Source organism: Acidobacteriota bacterium (assembly GCA_033549365.1).
Classification (GTDB): Bacteria; Acidobacteriota; Aminicenantia; order Aminicenantales; family Saccharicenantaceae; genus JAWSUF01.
In genome coordinates this window covers 1-12507 of the sequence record JAWSUF010000004.1, presented here as the reverse complement: position 1 = coordinate 12507, position 12507 = coordinate 1, and the positions used below count along the sequence as shown (strand labels likewise).

Here is a 12507-nt window from a genome sequence, read left to right as displayed (position 1 = left end):
CCCTTAAGATTCCGGGAAAGCGCCGGGCGAAGATTTCGCCCGACTTTCGCTTCTCAAGAAAGATGTCAACATGCGGCTATCCCAGTCGAAATGAACCGCAAACCCGTCGTTCTCAAGCCGCTTCACGGTGTCGGCAAGCTCCTGGTTGTAGACCGGAAATTGGGCAAGGCTCCGCGGGCGGCGGCGATAGCCCCCGGGGGCCGTGCTGCAGGTCAAGGTCAGGATCACGCCTCCCCCGAAGAGATTGAGCAGCCGGCGGTTGAAATCGAAGGATTCCCGGGTCTGCAGCCAATTGATTCCGTCGAAGAGGATACGGTCCAGGGCGATGTTCAAGATGTAGTCCTCGTCGGAAACTTTGTAACTCCGGATGAGCTCCGATTCCTGGAAACGGCCCTTGATCCGAGGCGTGCCGATGATGGAAAAACCGCGGCTGTGCTTTTTCTTCAGATAATCGTCCAGCCAGTAAAGGAGGACTTCCTCTTTGCGCCAGTCATAAAGCCCCTTGAGAAAAGCCCCGGCCAAATGTTCGATACCCGCTTCGCGAGCCGAATCGAATGAATCCAACCGGTAGGCCTGGACGGCCTTCGGGCCCCGGGGGTCGTGGAGTTTGGCATACTGATCCGGATTGAACGTCTCCAGCCATAGGAGAAAACAATCCAGTCCGACCGTCTTGAGTTGGGCTAAGCATGCAACATCGACGGGGGGAATGTTGCATGTGAGCATTCCCCCTCCGCGTTCTCGAATCCGTGCGGCCGCAGTTTCAAAATAGTGAATGACGCCGTCGATGTTAAAGCGCTGCCGGTCCGTTGTGAAATCATCCGCTTTGACGTAAAGGGCGGGATCCTGGCTGCTGACGAGTTCGATGCTCCGGTAACCCATATCCAGAAGGGCGGCGACTTCTCCGGCGAACTCTTCGAGAGAGAGGCGGTCTCCCGACACGGAAAAATTACAGTAGAGGCATTTGTTTTCACAGATGCTGGCAAAGTACAGCGGCGGGAGGAGAAGAATCTCCCGGTCACGGGGCCGCTTCAATCCGGCCGCATAGTCGAGGACCATGCGCCGATTCAGCGGGTCTCTCGTGCCGTTGACGAGTTCCACGATTTCCCCGAGGGCGAGTTCGGATCCGGAGCCGGCTTTTTCCAGCAAGGTTCGAAATCCGGCCTTGCCGATCACCGGCGTAACGCCGATCGTTTCGGCCTGTTCCAGAGCTTCCTTGTGGTGTTTGGAGAATGACATCTCATTTTCCTTTTATTTTGCGCAATACCCGGGCTATCACAAGCCTGTCTTCATCGGCAATCCCCAACCCGATGATCACAAGAGGATAAAGTCCGATCAAGACACAGGCGGAAACAACAACATGCCAAGCATTATTTCCGATAACGAGCCGGGTTGTCAACAAATGGACGAGTGCCGCGGAAAAAATTCCGGCGGCCAGAGGTTTCCAGATGTCCGTTCGGAACGGGGACATCCGGAAAAGAATGCGGACCTCGGCCACGGTCAGGATATCGACAAGAACGATCGTCAAAGCCGTGGCCAGCGCGGCGCCGAGGATACCGAACCGGGGGATGAGGATCCCGTTCAAAACGATATTTCCGAAAAAGAGACATGCAAAATTCAACAAATGAAGCTTGGACCGGCCGCTCATGGTCAACAGCGTTCCCGCACATCCCAACAGGGAATGGAAGAGCCATCCGGCGGCGAGGACGGACAGGGCCAGAGACGCAGGTTCGAAATCCGCACCGAAGACGCGTGTGATCGGCCGGGGGGAAACCATCAAGAGAAGGCTCAGAGGGACAGTCAGAGAAAATGACCATTTGGAGACAAGCTTGTAGAGGATTTGCGTTTCCTCCCGATTCTTTCGGTTGATGTGGTCCGCCATAACCGGGGCAAAGACCGCCAGGAAGGCGTTAAGGACCATGCCGCAAAGCAGGGCGGTTTTCTGGGCCGCCCCGTAGATTCCGACATCCTCGGGAGAGCGCAACAGCCCCAGCATGAAGGTGTCCGTGGCGAGAAGAAGATGGCCGATGATCTGAACAAAGATCATCGGCCAGGAAAAACGAAAGAGTTTCCGGGCTTCATAAATCGGTTCGGTCTCGCCGCTGAAAAGACCGGATTCGAGACGTTTCAAGCAAAGGCGAGCCAGAATCACAGCCGTCACGCCGGCCGCCAAATAGGAAAGAAGAATGCCCTTGAGTTTCCCATCGACCAGGACGACCAGCCCGATCAAAACGATTTTCAGGGAAGAATCAAAGAGATCCTTGATGAAGACCTTTTCAACGAGGGCCTTGAGGCCCTGTAAAATATAAGCGAAAACCGAAGTCAGCGTCAGAAAAGGGAGAACGCCACATAAGACTCTCAGCACCGGAATCAGCTCCGGGGCCTTGAAAACCCGAACAGCGAGAGTCGGAGCCGCCCAGAATAAAATCGCGGCCGCAACGAGACCGGATATCAACCCAATCCCGGATCCAAGCCGCATCGTTCCCTTCAGTCTCCGCACATCACCCATGCCGCGGTAGAGCGAAACGTATCGGACCATCCCGCTGGAGAATCCGAGCTCGGCAATAACGGCCGATGCCGACATGATCGTCAATCCGAGCACCAGGAGTCCGAAAATCTCAGGACCGAGATACCGGCCCGCCAAAACATGTCCCGCATATCTCAGCATGTTTCCGGCGGCCGCCCCGAAAAGAACGATGCCCGCACCCCTGGCAATGACAAGGGCATCCTGATCACACGAATTTCGTGTCGACTTTTCCATGGATCACACTCTCGCGGACAGTTCCCTAACTCAGCCCGGATTCGAACCGGACGGCAAACACCTGTTTCACCGATTTTTCAGGTGAAGCTCCCGATAGAGAGTGTCCTGATCCATGACCGAAGCATAAGCCGTGTAATCCAGTCCGGCTTCGATCACATACTGGGTCAGAAACCGCTTGACGACGGCGATCAGGCCCTCCCGTGTCCAGGGTTTCTCGATGTAATAGTCGATCCGCGCCCTGTTGATTGCGGCGATGGTATCCTGATGGGACGCCAAGCCGGTCAGAAGGATCTTTTTCGTCCGGGTGAATCTCAAGTCGCTGCTGATCCGGGCCAGGAAATCGACGCCGTTCGTCCCGGGCATGACATGGTCGCAGATTAAAAGCGCCGCCTCTTTCCCGTGGCGGGACAGGTCTTCCAGAACATCCATGGTCTCGTCGGCCGATTCGCAGGACACGACCTCACCGACTCCCCGGAATTCTTCCAGATCTTTTCGCAGGGCGGCCAGAACATCCCTCTGGTCGTCCACACAAATGATGCTAAGTTTGGACATGGTTTTCTCCTCCCGGCCAAATCACGGCAAACACGGTTTCTCCCGGGCGGCTGCGGACTTGGATTTTTCCGCCGTTGGTATGGACAATGCGCTCGACGATGCTCAGGCCCAAACCGAGCCCGAAATCCAAACCTTTTTCCTTGGTGCTGAAATCCGGTTGAAAGATTTTGGGCAGATCCGCCGCGGCAATGCCCGGACCGTTGTCGCGGATTTCAACGCGGACGGCATTTCTCCCGGGACGGGTGATAATCTCCAGACGGCCGTTGTCCATGCCGGCGCCGGCCATGCTTTCCAGGGCGTTCTGGATGAGATTTGTCCAGACCTGGACGCATTCGCTCCGGTTTGCGGCTAAAGGCGGAAGTTCGGCAAGATCCAGGACCACAGAGACCTTCCGCAGCGGACTTTGCAGAAGAGTCAAGGCTTCCCGGATGGTCTCGTTAATGTTCAATCCCACGGTGTATTCGCCGCCGCGGGCGGCCAGAGCCCGTACCGAGCGGACGACTTCGGTGGCCAGTTCCGCCGCGGCCGCGATTTCGTGAAACGTCGCCCCGATTTCCCACTGGTCATGAAGACGGTCGATCGCCGGATCCGGACCGGATCGACCGGCCGGCACCTCATCCGGAGTCCACCCCATTTCGGCGAGCTTTTCGGCCGCTTCGGGCGACAGCTTGTATTTGGCGATCAATTCACGGGTCTTGGCTCTCAGCTGCCGGGTCGACAACGGCCGGCCCTTGTCCAATCCCCTGACAAACGCTTCGGATTCGGGCCTTCCCGAAGACAAAAGCCGGGTCGCATACTTCTCCCGGAGCCACTGGGAATGCCGGGCCATGACGGCGACGGCGTTGTTCAGTTCATGGGCGATGCCGGCGGCCATCTGGCCCAGGGAGGCCAGCTTTTCCGATTGGGCGAGTTTCCGGAGCATCTCTTCCTTTTCCAGGAACAGCTCCTGCTCCCGCTGATGGCGCTGGGCCAGATTGGCCACGACAAGCGGCATGAATTGCTCCGCCAGAGAATTTCCCTTGACACCGGGAAGGGCGGGCTGATGCTGGTCGATGAACGCAACTTCGCTGTCTTCGCTCGCCACGACCGTGGCCATGCTGACAAACGTCCGGGAGAAAAAGCTGTAGACGCCGACGAACATCTTCTCCTCGGCTCCAAACAATTCATATTGGCGTTCGTCGGGTTTTTGGACATATCCCATGAACCCGCCCTTGAGAACAAGATAGAGCCGGTCGTTATAGACCCCCTGTTCCAGAAGCTTCTCCCCCTTCTTCACGGTCAACGTCTTGTTCGGATCGGAAAAATAAGCCTCGATGAGCCGGGCCAGTTCCGGAACCCGAAAAATCCGGCTCATCCCAGGAATCCCACCTTACGGAGGACGGCCATCATGAGATAAAGGGCCGCCAAACCCACGACGCCGACGAGAGCGCCGGTCTTGAACATCTCCTTGGTTTGAATGCCTCCGGCGGCATAAGCGATGGCATTGGGAGGCGTACTGACCGGCAGGGACATGGCCAGCGACGATGAGAACGCGACGGCCAAAACGATCATCCGGACTCCGCCCAAGCCGGCCAGGCTGGACACGGAGGTTCCCAAGATCGCCATCAGGGGCAAAAGGAGGTTGGCCGTTGCCGTGTTGGACATGAACGTGGCCATGAGCACGGTGATCAGGGTGGCCAGAAAGACGATGAACACAGGAGAATAGCTGGAGAACTCAATGCCGCCGATGATATGGGCGGCCAGCCCGGTCCGTTCGATGCCCATGCCGAGAGCAATCCCGCCGGCCATGAGCCAGAGCACGTCCCAGCTGATATCCCGGAGATCGACCGCCGTGATGATCCGCGTCAGTGAAAACACGACGACGGGGATCAAAGCCACAATATACGAATTCATTCCATGCCAGAAATCCAGAAGCCACAGGAGGATGGTGATGAGAAACGTCGCGGCGGCGGTCAGGGATTTCCAGTTTTTCTGAAAGCCGCCCTCGATTCGAACCTTAATTTCCGCGGTTTGAGGTTTGTAAGAGATAAGGAGCATGCCCCAAAGAAATGCCAGGAGCAGGATGACATAAGGGACGGCGAAGGACATCCAGGTGCTGAAGCCGACGGCATCCGCGCCGGCCAGATACTTCAGGGAGATGGCGTTCGGGGGCGTTCCGATCGGGGTTCCCATTCCACCGATGTTGGCGGCGAACGGAACGGCCAGCACAAAGGCCGTCCGGATCCGATCTCCCGGATGAAGAGACCGGAGGACGGGAGCCAGGACCGCCAGCATCATGGCCGTCGTCGCCGTGTTGCTCATGAACATCGAGAACACCGCCGTGACGATCATAAGGCCGAGAAGCACATGAGCCGGTTTTGTGCCGAACGGCCGGAGAAGCGTTTTGGCCAGACTGATGTCCATCTGAAACTTGGTCGCGGCCAGGGCCAGGAAAAAGCCCCCCAGAAAAAGGATGATGATCGGCGAGGCGAAGGTCGCCAGAATATCCTGGTATGGAAGAAGCGGCCCCATGGCTTCTTTGTCCACGCCTCTCATGAACAGATAGAACCCTTTGTCGGAGATCAAAACGAGCTCGAGGAAGATGATCAGAAGCGATGTGGCATAAAGGGGAATGGGTTCCAAAATCCAAAACACAAGCGCCATTACGAATATCGCGATCAGCCGGTGCTCGACAACGGTCAATCCGTCGATCCCCAGCCGGGAGGTCGGGATCGCCCAGACAAGGAGAGGCAGAGCGATACAAAACACCAACTTGAGTTTCGGTTTCATGGCGTTCACGAAAAATCGTAAAGAACTTTGCGGAGCATGTCCAGTTCATCGCCGGACCGTTCCGGGGCGAAAGGCTGCGCCTGGCGTTCGAGGCGCTCCTCCAGCGTGGGTTTTTCGGTCCGGAAAAAAATTCCCGTAAAGACCGGGCTTGTGGAATACCCCCGAACGATGGCCGCCATTTTGTCCTTGCGATCATGGTCTTCAGGCAGGGGCTGAAGGGCGGCCTTGAGAGTCCGGGCGTCGAAGACCGGATATGTGACACACGGCGTCAGGATGTGGAGGATGGAAAACCCCTTGTGAAGAATCGCGGCCTTGAGAAGTTCCGTCAGCTCAGCGACATGGACGGTGCTCGATCGGGCGACAAACGTCGCGTCATAGACGATAAACGCCGGCAGGGCGTCCATCGGGAGCTCATCGACGCCGAAGGGCGATGTTTTCGTTTTGTGGCCGAAGTCGGTCGTGGGCGAGGCCTGCCCCTTGGTCAATCCGTAGATCCTGTTGTCCAGAAGCAGATAGGTGATGTCGGTGTTCTTTCGCGCCGCATGAGAGATATGGCCGCCGCCGATGCTCAAGCCGTCTCCGTCGCCGCCGACGGCCAGAACGGTCAAATCCGGACGGGCGGCCTTGACGCCCAGAGCCGTCGGAACGGCCCGGCCATGGGTTCCATGAAGGGAGTACGTGTTGAAAAAATGCGACATTCGTCCGGAACAGCCGATCCCGGAGACCAGGGCGATGGACTCCGGCGCAATGTCGAGATCCAGAAAGGCCTGAGTGAGAGCCTTCATGGCGCCGTAGTTTCCGCAGCCGGGGCACCAGATGGGCTTGACGGCGCTCTTATAATCTTGTGATGCTCTGCTCATCGGAGATCCTCGCAACATTCAGAATGGCGGCCAGAATTTCCCGGGGCGTGATCGGCAGACCCTGGCATTTATGAACTTCGATGGGCCGGATACCGAACCGGGCCCTGATGAAATGGGCGAATTGTCCGGTGTAGTTTTCCTCGACGACGATGACGTGCTTGAGTTCGGCCAGGAAGTAGCGGATCCTGCGGTCGGCCATGGGCAGGACGATCTTGGGATGAAGGTGCCGGACAAGAACCCCCTCCTGTTCGGCCAGATACCGGGCCTCGCGGATGGCGCCTTCGGTCGATCCCCAGCCGATGATCCCGATCCGCGCCTCGGGCGATCCGTAATATTCCCGGGGATTCTTCTCCAGGAGATTGGACAGAACTTCGATTTTCCGGAAACGCTTGGAGGTCATCGCCTGGTGGTTTTCCGGCGTGTAATCAGGATGTCCCTTTTCGGTGTGCTCAAGACCGGTGGCCAGGTACTGCCCTCCCGGCGTACCCGGCCGGGAGATGGGAGAAATCCCCGAATCGGTGATGCGGAATCTCTTGTAGTCGGCAAGTTCTTCGGAGGTCGGTTCAAGACGGGAAACGACATCGATGTGGGCCGGGTTGGGAATGACCGGGTTGTCTTCGATCAGATCATGGAAGGGCATGAAATGGAAACGTTCGAAATCGGGGATGCGGACCGTGGCTTTGCGATAGCCGATGGACTGGTCGGTCAGGACGACGACGGGGACCTGGAAGATCTCGGCGATGTTGAAGGCGCGGATGGTCTGGTAAAAACAATCCTCGACCGTCGAAGGCGCGAGAACGACGCGGGGCGATTCGCCGGCCGTTCCGTATATCGCGAACTTGAGGTCGGACTGCTCGGTCTTGGTCGGCAGGCCCGTGCTCGGGCCGCCCCGCTGGACATTGACGATGACTACGGGCAATTCGAGCATGGAGGCCAGATTGATCTGTTCCCCCATGAGCTGCAGCCCGGGTCCCGATGTCGGTGTCAGGACCTTTTCTCCGGCGAAGGCGGCTCCGACGATGGCCGAAATCGAGGCGATCTCGTCCTCCATCTGGACGGCTTTTCCCCCGACCTTGGGCATCAGCCGGCACAGCGTCTCGAAGATGGGCGTCGCCGGCGTGATGGGATATCCGGCCACAAAACGGCAGCCGGCGGCGATGGCGCCCAGGGCCACGGCCTCATTCCCGGAGAGCATCATGTAGGAGGCTTTAGCGTCCGGATCGGCCTTGAGCCGGAACCGCTGGCCCCAACCACAGGCCTTCCCGGCTTCGTAACCGGTTTCCACGGCCTTGATGTTTCTTTCAACAACGGCATCGCCTTTGTGCCGGAAGCGGTCCCGGATGAGTTTCTTCAGGACGACCGGATCGATATCGAAGAGATGACCCAGAGCACCCAGGGCGATCACATTTTTCCCCGGTCCGCTGATGCCGCTTTCACGAGCGAGTTTCGTCAGGGGCACGGCAAAAAACCGGGTTGTCTCCGAAGGCTCAGGCGTCACGGTATCGGGATCGTAAATCACCATCCCGCCCTCACGAAGACCGGAGATCGTCTTGTCATAAGACTCCTGATTGAAGACGACAAGATAGTCCACGCGGCTTCCCATGGAGTAGATCGTCCAGTCGCGGATGCGGATCTGAACCATGGAAAAGCCGCCGCGGATTTCCGAAGGATAGGTGATGTAGGTGAAGACATGATACTCGGTGCGGGCCGCGGCCTGAGCGAAAAGCTCCCCGCAGCTGATCACGCCGTCACCCGCCTCCCCGCCGATGCGGACGACGAAATTGACGTCGGAACGAAAAGGCCGACTGCTCATGAGATGAAACATTTCTCCTTATTTGTCCATCATGACATCGAGAAATGCCAGGGACGGAATATTGCCGAAAGCGATTTTGAAACTGGCCAGGACGGGAACGGCGATGACCATGCCCGGGAGGCCCCACAGCCACCCGCCGAAAAAGAGAGTGAAAATAACAAGCAGCGGACTGATGCCGAGCTCGCGGCCCATAAGCCGGGGTTCGATAAAATTTCCCAGAGTCATCTGGATGCTGATCAGAACGACGAGAACCCAGAAAGCGGGCCAGAAGCGGCCGAAGTGAAACAAAGCCAGGAGCGCGGGAAAGGAGGTGGCGATGAAGGAGCCGATATTGGGAATGAAATTGAGAAGAAAGGCGATAAAGCCGAAAACGACGGCAAAGGGAAGTCCGAAAATGAGAAGAGCCACGGTCACGAGAATCCCCGTCACGGCGCTGATCAGGGTTTTGAGGGCTAGATATTTCTGGATCTGCCTGTCGATTTTCTGAATGGTCTCGGCCACGCGGGTCGCATCGCCGGCTTCGAAAGCCCGGGGGATCTTTCTTTTCAGGCGGCCCCGGCCGGCCAGAATGAAAATGAGGAAAAGGAAAATCAGAAACAGATCCCCGACGAACCCGAAAAAGGGGCCCAGCGACGCGAAAAAGATCGTCCCGATCCGGGCGATTTCGATCTCTCGGAGCCAGCCGAGAGGATCCCCCTTGAAGTGGTCGAGGCGGAACATTCTTTCGATATCGTCCACGAGCGTTTTGAGCTTTTGCCCGTAGGCGGGAAGCTCGACGGCGAAGTTTTTTCCGCTGGCATAGAACATGACGCCGAGAAGATACAAAAGAGCGAAGGTCAGAAGAAGCAAAATGACGACGGCCAGGGGACGGGGAATCCTGCGCCGCGTCAGAAAGTCCAGAATCGGCGAAATGACGAAAGAGAGGAAAAGAGCCAGCGAAAAGGGAACCAGGATGGGTTTGGCCAGCCGCAGAAAAATGCCGGCGATGAACAGGACGATGACCGCCATTCCGAATTTCAGAAACTTATCGTTCTTCACGGTAAAATGCCCCGGCGGATATCATATCCAAAACCCCGGAAAAAGAAAAGCCGGAGCCGGCAAAGTTGAATCCTCCTTGATCTTCCCTTATACTGAATATCCTTATATCGATCCATCAATTCATACAAGGAGTCATTCATGAGCCGCACTTTCATCCAGGACATCCGCGCCAAGGCTGCAGCAAAAAACCTGATCGTCGCCTTTCCCGACGCGGAAGACATCCGAACGCTCCAGGCCGCGCGCATCCTGGCGGACGCCGGGATCGCCCGGCCCGTTCTCGTCGGGAATCCGAGCGCCATCGCCGAAATCGCCGCCGGAAACGGCCTGTCCACAGTGGATATCGCCGTCGTTGATCCCGCCTCGGACAAAGACAAGGATCTCCTGGTCGATCGGCTTTTCGAAAAAAGAAAAGCCAAAGGCTGGTCGCGGGATCAGGCCGCCGAGGCCGCCCGCACCCCGCTTTACTTTGCCGGAATGATGCTCGAAACCGGCCGGGTGAATGCCGTTGTCGGAGGCAATCTCTCCTCGACGGGAGACGTCATCCGGGCGGCCATTCACACCGTGGGCACCGCTCCGGGGATTTCGACCGTGTCCAGCTATTTTCTCATGGTTCTCCCGGACCGGCTTCTGTCTTATGCCGACGGAGCCGTTGTACCGAATCCGACGGATGTCCAGCTCGCCGACATCGCCGTCACGACGGCGAAAAATTACAAGGCTGTGACCGGGAGAGACCCGCTCGTGGCCATGCTGTCCTTCTCGACAAAGGGCTCGGCGTCCCACCCCGACGTGGACAAGGTCGTCAGTGCGGTGAAGATCGCCCGGGACAAGGCGCCTGACCTGCTTCTCGACGGAGAGCTTCAGGCCGACGCCGCCCTGATTCCTTCGATCGGGGAAAGGAAATCAAAAGGCAGTCCGGTCGCCGGAAAAGCCAATGTCCTGATCTTCCCCGATCTCGATGCGGGCAACATCGCCTACAAGTTGACCGAACGCCTGGCCGGCGCCGAAGCCATCGGTCCCATCGTCCAGGGTCTCAACAAGCCTTATTGCGACCTGTCGCGGGGCTGCTCGGCCGACGACATGGTCAATGTCGCCGCCATTTGCAGTCTGATGGCCTGAGGAACTGAGGGGATTTCGGCCCCCGAATCTTCGCGCGGCGGCAGAGAGGATTGCGCCGATGATCGCGGATACCGGAAACGTCTTTGCGGCCCTGGCCATGACCGCCGCGGCCGGACTTTCGACCGGACTCGGCAGCCTGTCCGTATTTTTCAGCCGCCGGACGGATCCACGCTTTCTTTCCGTCTCTCTCGGTTTTTCAGCCGGAGTCATGATCTATATTTCCTTCGTCGAGATCCTCTTCAAGGGCCGGGCGGCGCTCGTCGAAGCGATGGGGATTCGGGAGGGAGCCTGGGCCGCTGCGGCCGGTTTTTTCGGAGGGATCCTTCTGATAGCCTTGATCGACGGACTCATTCCGGAATCGAGAAATCCGCACGAACGGTCTCCCCTGGCCGGGCTCTTCGGCCGAAACCCGGGCGGAAGGCCCCTTGAAGGATTGGGAGGCGAGGCGGAGGCGAGGCTTCTTCGGACCGGCCTCCTCACGGCGCTGGCCGTGACGATTCACAATTTTCCCGAAGGCATGGCCACATTCTTCATCGCGCTGAAGGATCCGGCCCTGGGGATTCCCGTCATGGTGGCCGTCGCCCTCCACAACATCCCGGAGGGAATCGCCGTGGCGACCCCGGTTTATCTGGCAAGCGGAAGCCGGAAAAAAGCCGCGACGTGGGCGTTTCTCTCAGGCTTGGCCGAGCCTGTCGGCGCCATGACGGGATTTCTCCTTCTTCGGCCGTTCATGAACGAAGCCGTCCTTGGGGTGTTATTCGCCGCCGTGGCCGGAATCATGGTGTTCATCTCCCTCGACCAGCTCCTGCCCACGGCCGAAAAATTCGGCGAGCATCACCTGGCCGTCTACGGACTCGTCGGCGGCATGGGTGTTATGGCCCTCAGCCTCATCCTCCTCGGCTGAAACGGCGTCGGCTTTATGACGCACAGCCCCGGTTCCCGGGTCTCGCTCTCCTCGACCTGCGGTCTCGGATCCGTGCCCGCTCGACCCTCCGACGGCTTGCTCAGGGATCCCCCCTGCGCCCCGCGAAAGCCTCCTTGCGGGAGATAATAAGGTGCAACGAAGCCGGAATGGCGAGATCGGCACGCCCGAAGGGTCATAAAGCCGGATTGATAAAGAACAAAAAACCGGCTTTATGACGCACAACTCCGGAAGAGGGGTTGTGCGCGGGTCGAGATTGCCGTTCCGGCTAGCCTGAGTTTACGCTTTATAGAATAATCTTTCGAAAAAACTTCGTTATCCTCCTGATAACATTCGAGTTGGGCAGCACAGGTCATGTATTACCCTTCATAATAAAATCGAACAATTAACTATTATCCCATATAATGTGACTTTTCTCTTGACAAAGCACATATATTGTATTACCCTACTATTGTTATGGCGTCACTTATCAAGAAAATCAAAAAAGGTCACGCATACTATTACGCGGTCGAATCCGGCCGGGTCGATGGAAAACCCCGCATCGTCTGGCAAAAGTATCTCGGCACACTGGATGCCATCATCAAGAGAAGCGAGGCGGCCAGGCCCGCCGCCCCGAAAGAAGCCGTGCTTTTTGAGGCCGGCGGCGTGGCCGCGCTGCTTCGTATTACCCAACGATTGG

General features: G+C 57.8%; 11 protein-coding genes. 3 read left to right on the top strand and 8 right to left on the bottom strand.

Annotated elements, in window-relative coordinates:
• Nucleotides 1–3 precede the first annotated feature (3 nt).
• The 8 genes from SCM96_07440 to SCM96_07405 form a co-directional block, all read right to left on the bottom strand.
• Nucleotides 4–1236, bottom strand: a complete 1233-nt coding sequence (locus SCM96_07440; protein ID MDW7760455.1) for a radical SAM protein — start codon at nt 1234–1236, stop codon at nt 4–6.
• 1 nt (nt 1237) lies between these two features.
• Complete coding sequence (locus SCM96_07435; protein MDW7760454.1) at nt 1238–2758, bottom strand: flippase; 1521 nt, start codon at nt 2756–2758, stop codon at nt 1238–1240.
• A gap of 66 nt (nt 2759–2824) precedes the next feature.
• Nucleotides 2825–3310: a response regulator gene (locus SCM96_07430; protein ID MDW7760453.1), complete on the bottom strand. Its 486-nt coding sequence runs from the start codon at nt 3308–3310 to the stop codon at nt 2825–2827.
• Entirely contained in the window at nt 3297–4664 is a 1368-nt protein-coding gene (locus SCM96_07425; protein ID MDW7760452.1) for an ATP-binding protein, read from the bottom strand. Before SCM96_07425 ends, SCM96_07430 begins: the two co-directional genes overlap by 14 nt.
• Nucleotides 4661–6079 (bottom strand): DASS family sodium-coupled anion symporter, encoded by a 1419-nt coding sequence (locus tag SCM96_07420; GenBank protein MDW7760451.1) that lies wholly within the window; start codon nt 6077–6079, stop codon nt 4661–4663. Before SCM96_07420 ends, SCM96_07425 begins: the two co-directional genes overlap by 4 nt.
• 5 nt (nt 6080–6084) lie before the next feature.
• The gene (locus tag SCM96_07415) at nt 6085–6939 is read right to left on the bottom strand and encodes a thiamine pyrophosphate-dependent enzyme (GenBank protein MDW7760450.1); all 855 of its coding nucleotides are present in this window, start codon (nt 6937–6939) and stop codon (nt 6085–6087) included.
• On the bottom strand, nt 6914–8752 hold the full coding sequence (locus SCM96_07410) for a 2-oxoacid:acceptor oxidoreductase subunit alpha (protein ID MDW7760449.1): 1839 nt from the start codon (nt 8750–8752) through the stop codon (nt 6914–6916). Before SCM96_07410 ends, SCM96_07415 begins: the two co-directional genes overlap by 26 nt.
• A gap of 18 nt (nt 8753–8770) precedes the next feature.
• The gene (locus SCM96_07405; protein MDW7760448.1) at nt 8771–9790 is read right to left on the bottom strand and encodes an AI-2E family transporter; all 1020 of its coding nucleotides are present in this window, start codon (nt 9788–9790) and stop codon (nt 8771–8773) included.
• Between the two features lie 138 nt (nt 9791–9928).
• Between SCM96_07405 and pta the strand changes: the two genes are divergently transcribed.
• The 3 genes from pta to SCM96_07390 form a co-directional block, all read left to right on the top strand.
• The gene (pta, locus tag SCM96_07400) at nt 9929–10906 is read left to right on the top strand and encodes a phosphate acetyltransferase (protein ID MDW7760447.1); all 978 of its coding nucleotides are present in this window, start codon (nt 9929–9931) and stop codon (nt 10904–10906) included.
• A 58-nt stretch (nt 10907–10964) separates the two neighbouring features.
• A complete protein-coding gene (gene zupT, locus SCM96_07395; GenBank protein MDW7760446.1) occupies nt 10965–11810 on the top strand; it encodes a zinc transporter ZupT in 846 nt (281 codons plus the stop codon).
• 474 nt (nt 11811–12284) lie between these two features.
• On the top strand, nt 12285–12507 hold a 223-nt coding region (locus tag SCM96_07390), incomplete at its 3' end, for a transposase (GenBank protein MDW7760445.1).

What these genes read in the sequence shown, in the direction of transcription:
- zupT (MDW7760446.1), top strand. Translation starts at nt 10,965, where the DNA reads ATGATCGCGGATACCGGAAACGTCTTTGCGGCCCTGGCCATGACCGCC.
- SCM96_07430 (MDW7760453.1), bottom strand. Translation starts at nt 3,310, where the DNA reads ATGTCCAAACTTAGCATCATTTGTGTGGACGACCAGAGGGATGTTCTG.
- pta (MDW7760447.1), top strand. Translation starts at nt 9,929, where the DNA reads ATGAGCCGCACTTTCATCCAGGACATCCGCGCCAAGGCTGCAGCAAAA.
- SCM96_07440 (MDW7760455.1), bottom strand. Translation starts at nt 1,236, where the DNA reads ATGTCATTCTCCAAACACCACAAGGAAGCTCTGGAACAGGCCGAAACG.
- SCM96_07425 (MDW7760452.1), bottom strand. Translation starts at nt 4,664, where the DNA reads ATGAGCCGGATTTTTCGGGTTCCGGAACTGGCCCGGCTCATCGAGGCT.
- SCM96_07415 (MDW7760450.1), bottom strand. Translation starts at nt 6,939, where the DNA reads ATGAGCAGAGCATCACAAGATTATAAGAGCGCCGTCAAGCCCATCTGG.
- SCM96_07410 (MDW7760449.1), bottom strand. Translation starts at nt 8,752, where the DNA reads ATGAGCAGTCGGCCTTTTCGTTCCGACGTCAATTTCGTCGTCCGCATC.
- SCM96_07420 (MDW7760451.1), bottom strand. Translation starts at nt 6,079, where the DNA reads ATGAAACCGAAACTCAAGTTGGTGTTTTGTATCGCTCTGCCTCTCCTT.
- SCM96_07435 (MDW7760454.1), bottom strand. Translation starts at nt 2,758, where the DNA reads ATGGAAAAGTCGACACGAAATTCGTGTGATCAGGATGCCCTTGTCATT.